General features: G+C 62.9%; 16 protein-coding genes. 7 read left to right on the top strand and 9 right to left on the bottom strand.

Translation table 11 applies throughout. The annotated features are described in order from the left end of the window. The first annotated feature begins 86 nt into the window (after positions 1–86). Positions 87–1004, top strand: a complete 918-nt coding sequence (locus NKJ64_RS28370; protein WP_023754770.1) for a fatty acid desaturase family protein — start codon at positions 87–89, stop codon at positions 1002–1004. 12 nt (positions 1005–1016) lie between these two features. Here NKJ64_RS28370 and NKJ64_RS28365 read toward each other — a convergent pair whose 3' ends face one another. Continuing rightward, positions 1017–2183 carry an amidohydrolase gene (locus NKJ64_RS28365; RefSeq protein ID WP_023735508.1) on the bottom strand — a complete coding sequence of 389 codons (1167 nt, stop codon included), beginning with the start codon at positions 2181–2183 and terminating at the stop codon, positions 1017–1019. Between the two features lie 91 nt (positions 2184–2274). Between NKJ64_RS28365 and NKJ64_RS28360 the strand changes: the two genes are divergently transcribed. Further along, positions 2275–3123, top strand: coding sequence for an AraC family transcriptional regulator (locus NKJ64_RS28360; protein ID WP_031194164.1), 849 nt, complete (start codon positions 2275–2277; stop codon positions 3121–3123). On the opposite strand, the gene NKJ64_RS28355 is transcribed toward NKJ64_RS28360, so the two are convergent. The 3 genes from NKJ64_RS28355 to ygfZ all read right to left on the bottom strand — a co-directional run bounded on the left by NKJ64_RS28355 (position 3092) and on the right by ygfZ (position 6790). Further along, the gene (locus tag NKJ64_RS28355) at positions 3092–5224 is read right to left on the bottom strand and encodes a putative bifunctional diguanylate cyclase/phosphodiesterase (protein WP_023702695.1); all 2133 of its coding nucleotides are present in this window, start codon (positions 5222–5224) and stop codon (positions 3092–3094) included. The two genes, NKJ64_RS28360 and NKJ64_RS28355, sit on opposite strands and share 32 nt — an antisense overlap. Positions 5225–5291: 67 nt before the next feature. Then, on the bottom strand, positions 5292–5930 hold the full coding sequence (locus NKJ64_RS28350; protein ID WP_023742620.1) for an HD domain-containing protein: 639 nt from the start codon (positions 5928–5930) through the stop codon (positions 5292–5294). Beyond that, positions 5930–6790 (bottom strand): CAF17-like 4Fe-4S cluster assembly/insertion protein YgfZ, encoded by an 861-nt coding sequence (gene ygfZ, locus NKJ64_RS28345; RefSeq protein ID WP_023829047.1) that lies wholly within the window; start codon positions 6788–6790, stop codon positions 5930–5932. Before ygfZ ends, NKJ64_RS28350 begins: the two co-directional genes overlap by 1 nt. An 82-nt stretch (positions 6791–6872) precedes the next feature. On the opposite strand from ygfZ, the gene NKJ64_RS28340 reads away from it, so the two are divergent. The 3 genes from NKJ64_RS28340 to NKJ64_RS28330 all read left to right on the top strand — a co-directional run bounded on the left by NKJ64_RS28340 (position 6873) and on the right by NKJ64_RS28330 (position 9277). Continuing rightward, on the top strand, positions 6873–8204 hold the full coding sequence (locus tag NKJ64_RS28340) for a dihydroorotase (protein ID WP_023829046.1): 1332 nt from the start codon (positions 6873–6875) through the stop codon (positions 8202–8204). Positions 8205–8258: 54 nt separating this feature from the next. Then, positions 8259–8486 carry a hypothetical protein gene (locus NKJ64_RS28335; RefSeq protein WP_027049982.1) on the top strand — a complete coding sequence of 76 codons (228 nt, stop codon included), beginning with the start codon at positions 8259–8261 and terminating at the stop codon, positions 8484–8486. A 62-nt stretch (positions 8487–8548) separates the two neighbouring features. After that, a complete protein-coding gene (locus NKJ64_RS28330) occupies positions 8549–9277 on the top strand; it encodes a nucleotidyl transferase AbiEii/AbiGii toxin family protein (protein WP_023684480.1) in 729 nt (242 codons plus the stop codon). A 21-nt stretch (positions 9278–9298) separates the two neighbouring features. On the opposite strand, the gene NKJ64_RS28325 is transcribed toward NKJ64_RS28330, so the two are convergent. The 4 genes from NKJ64_RS28325 to NKJ64_RS28310 form a co-directional block, all read right to left on the bottom strand. Next, entirely contained in the window at positions 9299–10102 is an 804-nt protein-coding gene (locus tag NKJ64_RS28325; RefSeq protein ID WP_023735503.1) for a hypothetical protein, read from the bottom strand. Between the two features lie 106 nt (positions 10103–10208). Further along, positions 10209–10466 (bottom strand): hypothetical protein, encoded by a 258-nt coding sequence (locus NKJ64_RS28320; RefSeq protein ID WP_023673564.1) that lies wholly within the window; start codon positions 10464–10466, stop codon positions 10209–10211. A 328-nt stretch (positions 10467–10794) separates the two neighbouring features. Continuing rightward, entirely contained in the window at positions 10795–11172 is a 378-nt protein-coding gene (locus NKJ64_RS28315) for a TIGR02301 family protein (protein ID WP_023705383.1), read from the bottom strand. A gap of 67 nt (positions 11173–11239) precedes the next feature. Next, positions 11240–11647, bottom strand: coding sequence for an NUDIX hydrolase (locus NKJ64_RS28310; protein WP_023753097.1), 408 nt, complete (start codon positions 11645–11647; stop codon positions 11240–11242). Between the two features lie 126 nt (positions 11648–11773). On the opposite strand from NKJ64_RS28310, the gene NKJ64_RS28305 reads away from it, so the two are divergent. Then, positions 11774–12532, top strand: coding sequence for an SOS response-associated peptidase (locus tag NKJ64_RS28305; protein ID WP_352463719.1), 759 nt, complete (start codon positions 11774–11776; stop codon positions 12530–12532). A 134-nt stretch (positions 12533–12666) separates the two neighbouring features. Here NKJ64_RS28305 and NKJ64_RS28300 read toward each other — a convergent pair whose 3' ends face one another. Continuing rightward, entirely contained in the window at positions 12667–12822 is a 156-nt protein-coding gene (locus tag NKJ64_RS28300) for a hypothetical protein (protein WP_023673568.1), read from the bottom strand. 390 nt (positions 12823–13212) lie between these two features. Here NKJ64_RS28300 and cysS point away from each other — a divergent pair, with 390 nt between their 5' ends. Then, a complete protein-coding gene (gene cysS, locus NKJ64_RS28295) occupies positions 13213–14646 on the top strand; it encodes a cysteine--tRNA ligase (protein WP_023687305.1) in 1434 nt (477 codons plus the stop codon). The last annotated feature ends 310 nt before the right edge of the window (positions 14647–14956 follow it).

Here is a 14956-nt window from a genome sequence, read left to right as displayed (position 1 = left end):
GGGTGATCCGATAGGTAAGGTCAGCTTATCTGTGTCGCAGAAATCCTCGTCTTTCGAAAGCTTTCTTATTCGAGTAGCTTGGCGCCATGACCGTATCGGCCCAGTTTGAACCCAGAGACCATCGCGACGTCATCGCGTTCCTGACCAATGAGCAGCGCAGCCGCCTGACCGGCAAGTCGGACGGGCCGGGTCTGGTCCAACTCGCCTTCCATCTCGGCGCGATTGTGGCTATCGGCGGGCTGATTGCGGCCAAGGTGTCGTACTGGCCGCTGTTGATGTTGCCGCAAGGCATTCTTATCGTCTTCCTGTTCACGCTGCTGCATGAGACGGTGCACAGGACGGCGTTCGAGACGCAGTGGCTCAACGATGCCGCCGCAAGGGTCTGCAGCCTGGCGATCGCGCTGCCCGCCGACTGGTTTCGCTATTTCCACTTCGCCCATCACCGTTTCACCCAGGATCCAGAGACCGATCCGGAACTCGCCTTCCCGAAACCGGAGACGATGCGGCAATACATCGTCCACGTCTCGGGCCTGCCGGTGTGGTGGGGGCATTTGCAGACACTCTACACCAACGCGATTGGCGGCTGCCACGACAGCTACGTGCCGCCGAAAGGCCTGCCCAAGGTGCGCACTGAAGCCCGCGCCATGATCGCTTTCTATGTCGTGGTCGCCGCGCTAGCCCTGTGGTTCGAGGCAAGTGTACTGCTCTATGTCTGGATCGTGCCGGCGCTGCTCGGCCAGCCCTTCCTCAGGCTCTATCTGCTGGCCGAGCATGGCCGCTGCCCGCTTGTCGCCAACATGCTGGAAAACACCCGCACCACGCTGACCAACTGGCTGGTGCGCAAAGTCGCCTGGAACATGCCGTATCACGCCGAGCACCACGCCAATCCCGGCGTGCCCTTCCATCAGCTGCCGGCCTTCCACCAGCTGATCGAGCGCCATCTCAAAGTCGTCGAACCCGGCTATGTCAGCTTCCACGAGAAATACGTCGAGACCTTGCGCTGAGGCGCTCGGCCGTCAGCGTAGTGTCTGCTCAACGAGCGTGACGAAATAGCGGAGTACGGTGGGGACGATGGCGTCGTTGAAGACATAGCGATCGCCGTGCAGCCCTTCGCCCAGTCTGACCGCTCCTGCGCCGACCCAGGCATAGCAGCCGCCGGCTTCGCGGACCATGTAGGCAAAATCCTCGCAGCCGAGGCTCGGGTTGAATGCGGTCTCGACCTGCTCGCGGCCGGCAACCGCGGTTGCCGCCTGGACGGCCCGGTCAGTGGCAGCCGACGTGTTGACCAGCGGCGGGTAGCCTTTCTTGTAGGCGAGCTTGGCGGTGAGTGCATGCGCCGAGGCAATGCCTTGCGCGATGTCGCCGATCAGCCTTTCGCAATGGTCCGACAAAGTTGGCTCGAAGAAGCGGCAGGTTCCCTGCAGCCAGACCTTGCCCGGCACGATGTTGCCGACATTGCCGCCATGGATCTGGGTGATCGAAACGACCAGCGCCATTTGCGGGTCGACCGAACGGCTGACGATGCGCTGCACGGCTTGAACGAAGGCGCCGGCCGCGAGCACGGGATCGTCGCCTAGCTGCGGCATGGCGGCATGCGCGCCGGTCCCCTCAAAGTTCAGTTCGAAAGTGTCGACGGCCGCCATCATCGACCCGGCACGGGCCGCGATCTTTCCGAGCGGCAGCCCCGGCCAGTTGTGGACGGCGTAGACGGCTTCCACGGGGAAGCGCTCGAACAGTCCGTCCTCGATCATCCGCATGGCGCCGCCTTCATTTTCTTCCGCCGGCTGGAAGATGAAACAGACGGTGCCGTCGAAGGCTCTGTTGTCGGCGAGCAGCTTGGCGGCGCCGAGCAGCATCGCGATGTGCCCGTCGTGGCCGCAGGCATGCATCACGCCGTCTTTCTTCGACGCATATGGCAATCCTGTCTTCTCCAGCACGGGCAAGGCATCGAGTTCAGCCCGAAGCCCGATGGCGCGCACGCCTGGTCGTCCTCTGAGGACGCCAACCACGCCGGTGCCGCCTTTGCCTTCATGAACCTCGTCGAGCCCGAAGGTGCGCAGCTTGTCGGCGACGAAGCGCGCGGTCTCATACTCTTGGAAACCGAGTTCGGGGTTGGCGTGGATGTGACGCCGCCATTCCACCACCTGCGGGGTGAGGGCGGCGATGGGGTCGTTGTGCAGCATTGCGCTCTCCTTGCCGGCTATCGTAAATTCGGCCTTGTCGATGCCAGCACGTAAAGGATTTGCGCCGGCAGCGTCTTGAACAGGATTGACCGTGTCTGGAATTCAACAGCCTCAGGAGACGACGCAGTTCTGGCGTCATCCGCGCTTTCGCGATCTTGGCATGCTCAAGGCGCGCTTCACGCGGCATCGCTACCAGCTGCACACGCACCCGACCTATGTCGTCGCCCTGATCACGCAAGGGTGCGAGCGGGTCCGCATCGGCAACGAGACTGTCCTCGCGCGGTCGGGCACGGTTCTGCTCGTCAATCCGGAGATATGGCATGACGGCGAGGCGGGTGCCGACCAGGGTTGGGCTTACCGCACCTTCTATCCGTCGGCCTCGCTCATGGGTGCGATCGCGGACGAACTCGGGCAGGATCGCCCGCCGTTGTTTTCGCAAGCGATCGTCGATGATGCCGATCTCGTCCAGGCAGTAGGCGTCGCGCACTTGGCTTCGACATCGGGTGATGCCACGAGCGCCGAAACATCCATGCTGATCGCCTTGCGCAAGCTCATCCTGCGCCATGGCGATTGGGGCGGCCGGCGGCGCGAGGCGGTCGAAAGCTTCGGATCGAAAAGCCGGCTCCGGGTCTATGAACAGGTCATCGAAGACCATCTGAACTCGGACCTCGATTTGCAGCGGCTCGCTGAAGCCGCAGGCGTGACGCGCTTTCAAGTTATCCGCGATTTCAGGAAAGTGCTGGGTCTCACCCCTGCTGCCTTCATCCGTGACCGCAGGCTGCGCCGTGCCGATCTGCTGATCCGGCAAGGTTCAGATCTCGCCGGTGCCGCCTTTGCGGCCGGCTTCTCCGACCAAAGCCATCTCTCGCGCACCTTCCGCGCCGCGCATGGAATGACGCCGGGGATGTTCAGGCGCGCCGGGACGCTGCCCTCGTCTTGAGAAGTCGAGCCATGTCGGCGGCCTTTGACGGCATGCCGATCAGAAAGCCCTGCACCTCGACGCAGCCAGCCTTGCGCAATACGTCGAGCTGCGCTTCGGTCTCGACGCCTTCGGCGGTGACGGTGATGCCAAGTTCGGCACCAAGCCCGATGATCGTGCGCACGATCGCCGCCGTGTCCTTGTTGTCGATATCGTGGATGAAGGAGCGGTCGATCTTGATCTTGTCGACGGGAAAACGCCTGAGATAGCCGAGCGACGAATAGCCGGTGCCGAAATCGTCGAGCGCGATGCGGATACCGAGTTCGCGCAGCTGCCTCAGCGTCTTCAGCACCGTCTCGCTCTCATCCATCAGCACGGTCTCGGTGATTTCCAGTTCGAGCCGGCTGGCCGGCACGCCGGAAACGGCCAGCGCCGAAATCACGCTGCGGGCAAAGTCGGCGCTTCTGATCTGCACTGCCGAGACATTGACGGCGATGCGCATTCCAGGCGGCCAGCCGGCGGCCACGCTGCAGGCCTGTTTCAGCGCCCATTCGCCCAGCGGAACGATCAGCCCGCTGTCTTCGGCGGCTGCGATGAAATCGTCGGGCGCCACCAGGCCGCGCGTCGGTGAATTCCACCGCATCAACGCTTCGGCGCCGACGATCTTGCCCGACGCGACGTTGGTGATCGGCTGGAACTCCAGCACGAACTCCCGCCGCTTCAGTGCCGTCTCGAGATCGGTTTCGAGCGCCAGGCGCGCCCGCACCAAGGCATCCATGCCGGGCTCGAAAAAGCGGTAAACGTTGCGGCCTTCGCTCTTGCCGCTGTAAAGCGCCATGTCGGCGTTCTTCAAAAGCGTGTCGGCGTCCTTGCCGTCACCGGGATACAGCGCGATGCCAAGGCTGATGCCGACATGCATCTCGCGGCCCTTGTCGCGAAACGGCTGGCTGACGACAGCGACGATGCGTTTTGCCAGTTGTTCCGCATCGGTGGAGCCTTTGGGATTGAACTGCAGGATGGCGAACTCGTCGCCACCGAGGCGGGCGACCATATCGGTGTCGCTGCGCAGGCTGTGCCGCAACCGCTCCGCCACGCATTTCAGCAGCCAGTCACCGGCCGGGTGTCCCCAGGTGTCGTTGACGGCCTTGAAGCGATCGAGGTCGAGCGAGAAGATCGCCAACGGTGTATCGCCGGCCATCGCCTGGTCGAGCCGTTCGCGAAACATCGATCGGTTGGGCAGGTCGGTCAGCGTGTCGTAATGGGCAAGGTGGCTCATGCGCTCTTCGGCGCGCCGGCGCTCGGTGATGTCTTCGAAGGTCGCCACCCAGCCGCCACCGGCAAGCGGCCGGCGCGCAACCAGCAGCGTTCGGCCATCGGCAAGGCTGCGGTCTGTCGAACGCTCCTCACCGGCCTGCAGGCTGGCTCTGGTGTTGGCGATCTCGCCGTCGATGTCCATCGACGGATAGATGCGCAGTCGCACCATCTGTTCGAGCAGGGCGCGCTGGCTCATGCCGAGCGGGAAGTCGTCAGGCGTGACCTTGTAGAGGTCGAGGAAGCGCTGGTTGCGCACGATCAGCGTGCCTTCGGCGTCGTACATCAACAGGCCTTGCGACATGTTGGCGAGCGCCGCATCGAAGCGGCGGTGCTGCTCCTTCAGTTCCTGCTCGGCCCGCCTTTGCTCCGTAATGTCCTCATAGATCGACACCCAGCCGCCTGAGGCCAGCGGCCGGTGCGTGATGGAAACGATGCGTCCGTCCGACAGTATTTCCTCGTAGGTCGAGGCTTGCGCGCGCTCGATATAGGGCTTGCGGATGGCATACAGGTCTTCGGCGCTCTGTGAGGCGACACCGATGTCGACGCTGTGCTTTAGAATGTCCAGGAACGCGATGCCGGGCCGCACGATCTTCGCGTCGAGGGAGAAGATGCTGATATAGTTGCCGTTGCAGATGATCATCCGCTCGTCGGCGTCGAACATGCACAGCCCATGCGACATATTCTCGACGGCCGCGGAAAAGCGCTCGTTCTGGTGGCGCAGTTCGTCGGCGATCTGCCGTGGCGCGGCGACGCCTCCGGCTCCCCGTCTGCGGACGGGCGAACCACCCTTGACGTGCGCAACGGACATGAGGCGTGCCTGCTGACCGTGATCGAAACCCGGTACTGTGGTTACCGCTGGTTAATTTAGCGTATGTTCACTGCGCCGAATGCACGGCAACCGTTGCCTGGCGTTGCTTTTCAAGCGTTGCGTAGCGTTTGAGGAAGGCAGCTTGCGCCGAGGTCACCGAGTGCGGCTTAAAGTCGAAGCGGTCGGCATTGAACCCGCGCGGCCGGCCGAAGAACTCGGTTGCTTCCGCGGTCGAGAAACCGGCAAGCAGCGTCGCCTCGTAATAGGCGGCGATCTGGTCGGCGCGCTTGATCTCCTTGCGCAAGCCGACGCCGAGTTCGGGCGGCAGCGAAAAGCGCTGATGGATGGCGCGCTGGAGACGCAGCTCGCACTCCTTGTAGGAGCCGCCCATTACCGATTTGAACGGCGAGATCATGTCGCCGATGACATATTCCGGCGCGTCATGCAGCAGTGCTGCCAGCCGCGCATTGGCCGAGGCGTCCGGCTGCAACTCGCTGAACAGCGCCTCGACCAGCAGCGAATGCTGGGCGACCGAAAAGGCGTGATCGCCGCGGGTCTGCCCGTTCCAGCGGGCGACGCGGGCAAGCCCGTGGGCGATGTCGGAGATTTCGATGTCGAGCGGCGAGGGATCTAGCAGGTCGAGCCGCCGTCCCGACAGCATGCGCTGCCACGCGCGCGGTGGCGCTCCGACGCGATCGGCAGCCATCAGGCGTCCTCCGCGCCGATGGCTTCCCTGGGAAAGCTGAACTGCGCCCAGGCCGGGATGGCGAGCGAGACGGTGACATCACCGGCCAGTACCGGCTGGCCAGCGTCGAGCGCCGCCTTGACCCGGTCGATGCGGGCAATGGCGAGTCCGACCGTGCCCGCGCTGGAACCGAGCGTGCCGACCGGCCGCCCCGCAACCGTCAGCTCCGAGCCCGGCGCAGGCAAGGCATGGTCGGCCGAAACGATCAGCACGCGGCGCCTGGCGGTGCCGCGATGCTGCATGCGCGAGACCACTTCCTGGCCGACATAGCAGCCTTTCTTGAAGCCGACGCCGCCGGTCTCGTCGAGCAGCACGTCGTGAGGGAAGGCATCGCCGAGCTGATAATCGGAACCGCTTTCGGCAATGCCTTTGGCGATGCGGAGCGCCTTCCACGCAGCCGGGTCGCCACCTGCGGATGCGCCGCCATAGGAACGGCTCACAACCACATCGCGGAAGCGGACATCGGCAAGTGTCGTTGAATCAGAAGGTGAGGCGCTTGAATCATCGCCCCACGCAACCGTCACAAGCACTTGATCCTGCCTAGCAATCTCGGCCTTGGCGCGCAGCTTGTAAAGCATCAGCCGGCGCAGGAAGTCGTCTGCGACGTCGGCACGGCAATCCAGCCGGAATCCGTCCTCGCCGCTACGCGAGATCAGGAAATCAAACAGGATCTTGCCTTGCGGCGAAAGCAGCGCACCGGGTTTTGCCGCACCGGCGCCCAGCGTGTCGAGGTCGGTGGTGAGGATGTTCTGCAAAAAATGCTCGGCATCCGGGCCTGACACAGAAATGAGAGCGCGGTCTTTGAGCAGGGCAAAAGGCATGGGCGGCAAAGAACCTGATCTTGCAAAACGGTCGGCCTTTACGTAAGCCGACGATACTCCCCCCGCAAGAGACCGAACGCCCATGGCCACCACCTACGACCTCATCCTGACAGGCGGCACGGTGGTCAACCATGATGGCGAGGGCGCGCGCGATGTCGGCGTCAAGGGTGGTCGCATCGTCGCAATGGGCGATCTTCGCCAAGCTTCGGCCGGCAAAGCGATCGACTGTCGCGGGCTGCACGTCCTGCCCGGCGTCGTTGACAGCCAGGTGCATTTTCGCGAGCCGGGGCTGGAGCACAAGGAAGATCTCGAGAGTGGATCGCGCGCCGCTGTTCTGGGCGGGGTCACCGCCGTCTTCGAAATGCCCAACACCAATCCGCTGACCACCAGCGAGGCGGCGCTTGCCGACAAGGTGCGCCGCGCCACCAGCCGGATGCATTGCGACTTCGCCTTCTGGGTTGGCGGCACACGCGAGAATGCCAATGATGTCGGTGAGCTCGAGCGGCTGCCGGGTGCTGCCGGGATAAAGGTGTTCATGGGCTCGTCCACCGGCGACCTGCTGGTCGAGGACGACGAGGGTGTCGCATCGATCCTGCGCAACACCCGCCGCCGAGCCGCCTTTCACTCGGAGGACGAGTTCCGGCTGCGCGAGCGCCTCGGCTTGCGCGTCGAGGGCGACCCGTCCTCACACCCCGTCTGGCGCGACGAGATCGCGGCCTTGCGCTGCACCGAGCGGCTGGTGCGCATCGCGCGCAGCACCCGCGCCCGCATCCATGTCCTGCACATCTCCACTGCCGAAGAAATCGTGTTCCTCGAACAGCACAAGGATGTCGCCACCTGCGAGGCGACGCCGCACCATTTGACGCTCACCGCCGACGACTATGCGCGGCTGGGCACGCTGATCCAGATGAATCCGCCGGTTCGCGCGGCCCGCCATCGCGACGGCGTCTGGCACGGCATTGCGCAAGGCATTGTCGATGTGCTCGGCTCCGACCACGCCCCCCACACGCTGGCCGAAAAGGCAAAGCCCTATCCGGCCTCACCGTCTGGCATGACCGGGGTGCAGACGCTGGTGCCGATCATGCTCGACCACGTCAATTCAGGCCGGCTGACCCTGCAGCGCTTCGTCGACCTCTCCAGCCATGGCCCACAGCGCATCTTCGGCATGGCCCGGAAAGGCCGCATCGCCGCAGGCTATGACGCCGATTTCACCATTGTCGACCTCCAGCGGCGCGAGACCATCACCAATGCGCAAGCCGGCTCCAAGGCCGGCTGGACGCCCTATGACGGCAAGGAAGTCACCGGCTGGCCGATCGGCACCATTGTGCGCGGTCGTCGCGTGATGTGGGAAGGCGAGATCGTCACGCCCGGGCAGGGCAGGCCGGTAGAGTTTTCCGAGGCGCTGCCGGCTTAGCGGTTTCTTGCTGCGTTGGATTTTTTAAGCGCTATCCACTACGTTAAGGGCATTATGAACGCAGATATCGCGCCCATGATTGTCCCTGCGGAGTTTCCGGAGCTCCAGGCGCTCGCCTGGAACCGCGATGCGGCACGCCCGATTCCGGCCGAAGAGGCATTTGCGCTGTATGAGCGTAATTGGCGGTTTGTCGATCAAAAGCGTCTTACTGTGCGTGAGAAGATGCTTATCCAAAGTTTGGCAGACAAATTCGGTCACGGCGTGCTCTTGACCGCCGGCTGATTTCCCTCACCTGATCGTTCCTCGCAGCCGGAATATCAACAGGACACACCGCGAGCGTCATGATGGAATTCAAGAGGCCCGAGCACCAGATCATTGCCGAAGCGCTCGGATTGATGGATCGCCATTTCCTGACCGCAAACCAGTGCTGGTTCGGCGGTGGCACTGCGATCGTTATGAAATTCGGGGAATATCGCCGCTCATTGGATGTGGACTTCCTGTGTGCCGACAGTGATGGCTATCGCGAATTGCGGACCTCCGCAGCCGAACGTGGCGTCAGAGCATTCTTTCCTGAGCCGGTCGAGGCTGTTCGGGACTTCCAGATCGATCAATATGGCTTGCGGACGATCGTGCGGTTGAAAGGCCAAACGATCAAGTTTGAAGTCATCCGCGAAGGCCGCATAAAACTGCGAGGCCATTTCGACGACGATCTGAATGTATCCGCCCTGGTCCCGGCGGATATGTTTGCCGAGAAGTTGCTGGCGAACGCGGATCGATGTCAGGACCGTGCAATTGCATATCGCGATGCCATCGATCTTGGAGTGCTGGTTGGCATCTATAAGGAAATCCCGAGCGACGCTGTTGGCAAGGCGAAGGCGGCCTATGGCGTGGATATCGAGCGCAAGGTGGCTTGGGTGGTAAACAGGCTGCGGGACAAGGAAGAATTGCGGCATGCCGCCGAGGTGCTGCAAATGGATCCCAACGCGGCGGTCGAAGCGATTTCGGCCCTTCGAAATGAAGGTATCCGCATATGGCCTGACACAGGCCTCGAGCTTTCTAGCCCTAGCCAGTAGCCATCCCAGGGGAATCGCCGTTCAATCCCCGGCGACGAAGAATGTCCACTGCCCGGCCGGCGTGATGCCGACGCGGTAGAAGATGTAGGCGCCGAACTGCTTCATGTCGTCATAGTCGCCGGCGGTGACGATCTTGAACAGTTCGACCCGCTGCCTGGCGTTGAGCTTGTCAAGCGGCAGGGCGAAGAAATACGGCCAGACATAGAGTTCCTGCGGTGTGCCGACGTCTACATGGACATAGCCGGCATTGAGCACCTCTTCCAGGATAGCGAGGATTTCCTGACCTTCCTTGTCGCCCGATAGCCCTTTCAGAAACGCGATCGGGTCGCCCTCGATTTCGCCCAGCGACAATTGGGTCATGGTGTCGCCCTTGCCGATCAGCGGCCGCAGCTTCTCGATGTCGCCGCTGACGCAGGCCTCGACCATCAGATCGCGCATGCGCCTGACGGGCTCCGGCAATTTGGAAAGGTCGTAGACGACTTCGGGCACCGGCGCTTCTGGATCGGCACGCGGGTTGGCCACGCCGCCATCGTTGGCGGGGGCCTCCGGTTGGCTTTGTCCGGGCTCCGTGGGCGATTTCGGCTGGCTGGCCGCCGGTGGCGCCGTGCCGGGCAGATCGGGCATTGGCACTGAATTTTCAGACGGCGCCGTCTCACCATTGGCTGGTGGCCCGGCAGGAACTGGAAGCTCCTCGCGCTTGATCTCGCTCAACGCGTAGGCAGGGTTGCTGGTCAGGACAAACGCCAGCGGACCCGCGGCGCAGGAAGCGGCAAGCCAGATGCTGAGGGCCACGCCGCGAGGCCGGCCTGACATCGAAAAATTCACCGCTTGCCTCTCCTCGGGCCTAGGCTCTTCAGGCATGATGCCCAAACGGCGCGCCGTCGTCAAAGAACCGGTAAGCTGGCGATGCACCCTCTGAGACGCGCGCCGCCTAGTGCCGAAACCGCTCCGGCTCGAAGGCGCCGGCGATCACCTTTTCACGCATGCGGTCGAGCAGGGCAAGGGCCGAGGTCTCGCCATTGGCTCGCAGCATCTCGCCGAACGCGGTTTCAAGCGCTGCCTCGGCGATGATTTCAGGTTCTATGCCGGCCGACAGACCTTCCGCCCAGGCCTCGCTATGGCTTTCCACCGCGGTCAGGCGCTTTTCTTCCCTGACAAGCGCGTCGATGTCGTTGACGCCATGTTCCATTTGCGATGTCCACCTTTTCAAGCGGCGGTCCGACGGGTCGGATCCGGCTTGGGCTGCCCCTATCTCACGCAGGCTAAGTAAGTATCTGTAAATACGACATTTTTTTGATCGTCTTTACAAACTTCGTCGCCTGCGTTCGGTCCGATTCAAACTTAGCCGATTAGACCGGTGAGCGGGATGAAAACCTTCAGTTTGAGTTAATTCCGCATTCGCGCGCTAACGTTTCGTTAATACTGTTGCGCAAGTGCAACACCAAGATTGCATCAACGTGCCGTGGATACAAGGCGGGTGCTCGAAAAGGCGTTGGCTAAACGCCGTCTGGCGCTCGTCAGTTGCCGTAACGCGAGGCGATGTCGCGCGACAGCGTCTCGCCTTCCTTCATGTAGCGGCTGATGGCTTCGGTCGCTGACGGCGTGCATTGGGTATAGGTGCCGCCGAAGGAACGGTAACCGCGGTTGAAGCTGGCGATGAAGCGGGCACGCCGCTCCGGATCGGGATTTTCCGAATCGATCAGCTTTTCCATCTCGGTGCGCCACTGGTCGCCCTTTTCGCCGCACAGATTGCGCAGGAAATGCAGCGACCCCAGCACCTCGGCCAGTCGCATCAGCCCGGGCTCGAACGGCGACTCGGCGGCCAGCGCCGGCTGCACGGCAAAAGCCGTGGCGGCGGCGATGCATGCGGCAAGGAACAGCGAGGTGCGGGTCATAAGTCTATCTGACGAAACATTTTGTCGCCTGCAAGGCGATTCTCGGAGCGGCAGATATCGGCCTGCTTCAGGCCAAAAGCTCTTCAGCCACCTCCATGACGTCACCCGCGAGCGGCAGCGTCGCCATTTCATCAAGACTATAGAAGGCGGCGGTCTCGGCATCGTCGCTGGCCGTCGCTTCGCCGCCGGCATAAACGGCGCCGAACACGGTCAGCAGATAGTCGACCGGGTGGTTCTCGCCGCTGCCGTCGATGTGGATGTCGCGAAGCGGACGATAGTCCTGCGCCCGCAGCCCGGTTTCCTCCAGCAATTCGCGCGACGCTGCTTCTTGCAGCGTCTCGCCGGGCTCGACCTTGCCGCCGGGAAAGGCATAAAGCCCCTGCGACGGCGGCCGCGCCCGTTTGACCAGCAGCACCGTCCTGCCGCGCACGACGGCGACCGAGACTGCGGGAAGTGTCTTGCGCTGCTCGTTCATCGATCTCGTTTTCGCCTATTTGAGGCCAGACCCTTGTGGACCGGCCGGCGGCATTGAGCTTTAGCGGTTGCGCAACGCCGGTTCCATCGCCACTTTCGCGATCGGATCATTTCATCGAGCTTGCCAATGTGCGGACGCTTTGCCCTGACGGCCAAGCCGGACCAGACCGCCGCCTTGCTCGGCCTGGCGGAGCTGGAGGATTTTCCGGCCCGCTACAACATCGCGCCGACGCAGCCGGTGCTAATGGCGCTGTCGGGACCGCCGCGCATGCCGGGCTCGAATTTCCCGGATCGCCAGGCGATGCTGGTGCGCTGGGGGCTGATCCCCACCTGGGTCAAGGACACCAGGGAATTTCCGCTGCTCATCAACGCGCGTTCGGAAGGCGCTATTGAAAAAGCCTCGTTCAAAGCCGCCATGCGCCATCGCCGTGCCTTGGTGCCGGCCTCCGGCTTCTATGAGTGGCAGCAATCCGGCAGCGGCAAGAAGGGCCAGCCCTACTGGATACGGCCGAGGCGTGGCGGGTCGATCGCCTTTGCCGGGCTGATTGAAACCTATTCCGAGCCGGGCGGTTCGGAAATGGACACCGGCGCCATTCTTACCGTCAACGCCAATGCCAGCATCGCCCATATCCATGACCGGATGCCGGTGGTGATCGCGCCTGAAGATTTTGACCGCTGGCTGGACTGCCGCACGCTCGAACCGCGCGATGTGGCCGACCTGCTCAAACCCGCGCTGCCCGATTTCTTCGAGGCAATTCCGGTCTCCGACCTCGTCAACAAGGTCGCCAACACCGGGCCGGAGATACAGGACATGGGCATCGTCGAGCCCGGCAAGGTCAGGCGCCAGAAGCCCGGCGCGGACGGCAGTCAGATGACGCTGTTTTAGAGCGCGTTCCCAAGAAGCCAGTCCGGCCTTCGGGAAGAACCTGCTCAATAGGAAGAGCTGTTGTTTCAGGCGCGCTATGGGGCCTCAGCCTTCCGTTCCGGCGCACGCCTTGTCGGCGGCGGCACGATGCCTGTTCAGGCAGCGCGGGGCGAAGTGATTTTCGGCGCCGGCTTTTTATTCTTCGCGGTATGGAGAAGGGCGGCGACGATCGCGGCCGGGCCGATCGCACGGTAGTGGTTGGCGAGCGCCGGTTGCTTGGCGCGGCTCGATTCCTGCTTGGTTCGTGACATCGATCTCTTCCCTGGTAACATTTCCGTGTCTGCGTTTGCCGGCCGAATCTGACCGAATCGTGACCTATGGTGGACTAGCCGGCGAATGTTTCATGACTGTGCCGACATGTTTAATAAAATCTTTCAGCGGCTCCTGACCTATGATCCAGCGACGCTTTTGCCGGAAGTTGCGACTTGACGGCAACACCGGCCAAGGCGATAAAGCCGCCGATGAAAACGTTTTCCGCCATTTGTGGCATTTGCATTATTGGCTAGCTTCGCGCTGGTCCGGACGTTTTCGCCTCATCTTTCCCCAGAGTGGACAAACGCCCCGGCCAGCAGGCTGGAGCCGATTTGTGCCTTGGCACAGGTTAGACTCCATCCAGAACTTAACGGGCCGGAAGGGCACGCATGTCTGACGCATCGAAGGGTCTCAGCCTCTACAACACGCTAACGCGGACGAAGGACGTGTTCCTCCCGATCGACCCGTCGAATGTGCGCATGTATGTCTGCGGCCCGACCGTCTACGACTTTGCCCACATCGGCAATGCGCGTCCGGCGATCGTCTTCGACGTGCTGTTCCGTTTGCTGCGTCACCTCTATGGCGAGGCTGGTGTCACGTATGTGCGCAACATCACGGATGTCGACGACAAGATAAACGCCCGCGCGCTGCGCGATTTCGGCGCCGAGATCGCGTCGGGAAGCCTGACGCTCAACGAGGCGATCCGCCGCGTCACCGAAAAAACCGCCGATCAGTACCACAAGGATGTCGCCGCACTCGGCTGCTTGCCGCCGACGGTCGAGCCACGCGCCACCGAGTTCGTCGCGCGCCGCGCCGACGGCAAGGTTGACATGATCACCCTTATCGAACGTTTGATCGAACGCGGCCACGCCTATGTCGCCGCCGGCGAAGTGCTGTTCGACACCGCCTCGATGCCGGATTATGGCGAGCTGTCGAAGCGCAATCTCGACGAACAGCAGGCCGGTGCGCGAATTGCCGTCGACGCTCACAAGAGGAGCCCGGGGGATTTCGTGCTGTGGAAATTGTCGTCACCGGAGGAGCCCGGCTGGGACAGCCCATGGGGCAGGGGCCGGCCCGGTTGGCATATCGAGTGCTCGGCCATGTCGGCCGCCTATCTCGGCGACGTCTTCGACATCCATGGCGGCGGCCTCGACCTGATCTTCCCGCACCATGAGAACGAGATCGCCCAGTCGCGTTGCGCCCACGGCACCGACGTCATGGCCAATGTCTGGATGCACAACGGCTTCCTGCAGGTCGAGGGCCAGAAAATGTCGAAGAGCGTCGGCAATTTCTACGCCATCGCCGAACTGCTGGAAACCGACACTTTCGGCGGCCGCAAATGGCCGGGCGAGGTGCTGCGGCTGGCGATGCTGATGACGCATTACCGCGAGCCGATCGATTTTTCCGTACGCAAGCTGGAAGAGGCCGAGAATACGCTGCGCAAATGGAAGCGCGCCGCCGATCTCTCCCCGTCGGCAGGGCAAGTTCCGGCGGAGGTTGTGGCGGCGCTGTCTGACGACCTCGCCACCTATGCCGCCTTCCAGCAGCTCACGCAGCTTGCCGGTGAGGCCGCGGAGGGCAACGAAGCGGCCGCATCGCTGAAGGCATCGCTGTTGTTCCTCGGCTTCGATATCGGCGCGGCCAAGGTCGACGAGGCAGCGATCGCCAAGGCGATCGCCAAGCGCTTGGAACTGATTGCAGCGAAAAACTGGGCCGAGGCCGACCGCATCCGCGACGAGCTTCTGGAGCAAGGCGTGCAGCTGAAGGACGGCAAGGATCCTGTCACCAACGAACGCGTGACGACGTGGGAGGTGAAGCGGTGAGGGTGGCGCGAGACACCGTTGTAAGATTGGCGAAGGCCGGAGCGACAGCCAATCTCCCCCCTTGCGGGGGAGATGTCCGGCAGGACAGAGGGGGGTTCGAAGGAACGCCAGCGTTCCTTCTTGCCCACTTTCATTTCGGCCACTTTCTGAGAACGCAATGGCTGCCGGTTGAGACGCTGGCGGGACAGCACCCCCCTCTGTCCTGCCGGACATCTCCCCCGCAAGGGGGGAGATCAGCCCTCGCCTTGGTTTTCGCTAATCGCCAGCGCGGAGTGGCCTGAGCATGGGTCACGACCTCGTTCCATCGCGT

Origin of the sequence: Mesorhizobium sp. M0062 (assembly GCF_040323125.1) — a bacterium.
In the GTDB taxonomy this organism is placed as follows: domain Bacteria; phylum Pseudomonadota; class Alphaproteobacteria; order Rhizobiales; family Rhizobiaceae; genus Mesorhizobium.
This window is presented reverse-complemented; position numbering and strand designations above follow the sequence as displayed.

What these genes read in the sequence shown, in the direction of transcription:
- NKJ64_RS28370 (WP_023754770.1), top strand. Translation starts at nt 87, where the DNA reads ATGACCGTATCGGCCCAGTTTGAACCCAGAGACCATCGCGACGTCATC.
- NKJ64_RS28365 (WP_023735508.1), bottom strand. Translation starts at nt 2,183, where the DNA reads ATGCTGCACAACGACCCCATCGCCGCCCTCACCCCGCAGGTGGTGGAA.
- NKJ64_RS28355 (WP_023702695.1), bottom strand. Translation starts at nt 5,224, where the DNA reads ATGTCCGTTGCGCACGTCAAGGGTGGTTCGCCCGTCCGCAGACGGGGA.
- NKJ64_RS28350 (WP_023742620.1), bottom strand. Translation starts at nt 5,930, where the DNA reads ATGGCTGCCGATCGCGTCGGAGCGCCACCGCGCGCGTGGCAGCGCATG.
- ygfZ (WP_023829047.1), bottom strand. Translation starts at nt 6,790, where the DNA reads ATGCCTTTTGCCCTGCTCAAAGACCGCGCTCTCATTTCTGTGTCAGGC.
- NKJ64_RS28340 (WP_023829046.1), top strand. Translation starts at nt 6,873, where the DNA reads ATGGCCACCACCTACGACCTCATCCTGACAGGCGGCACGGTGGTCAAC.
- NKJ64_RS28335 (WP_027049982.1), top strand. Translation starts at nt 8,259, where the DNA reads ATGAACGCAGATATCGCGCCCATGATTGTCCCTGCGGAGTTTCCGGAG.
- NKJ64_RS28330 (WP_023684480.1), top strand. Translation starts at nt 8,549, where the DNA reads ATGGAATTCAAGAGGCCCGAGCACCAGATCATTGCCGAAGCGCTCGGA.
- NKJ64_RS28320 (WP_023673564.1), bottom strand. Translation starts at nt 10,466, where the DNA reads ATGGAACATGGCGTCAACGACATCGACGCGCTTGTCAGGGAAGAAAAG.
- NKJ64_RS28315 (WP_023705383.1), bottom strand. Translation starts at nt 11,172, where the DNA reads ATGACCCGCACCTCGCTGTTCCTTGCCGCATGCATCGCCGCCGCCACG.
- NKJ64_RS28310 (WP_023753097.1), bottom strand. Translation starts at nt 11,647, where the DNA reads ATGAACGAGCAGCGCAAGACACTTCCCGCAGTCTCGGTCGCCGTCGTG.
- NKJ64_RS28305 (WP_352463719.1), top strand. Translation starts at nt 11,774, where the DNA reads ATGTGCGGACGCTTTGCCCTGACGGCCAAGCCGGACCAGACCGCCGCC.
- NKJ64_RS28300 (WP_023673568.1), bottom strand. Translation starts at nt 12,822, where the DNA reads ATGTCACGAACCAAGCAGGAATCGAGCCGCGCCAAGCAACCGGCGCTC.
- cysS (WP_023687305.1), top strand. Translation starts at nt 13,213, where the DNA reads ATGTCTGACGCATCGAAGGGTCTCAGCCTCTACAACACGCTAACGCGG.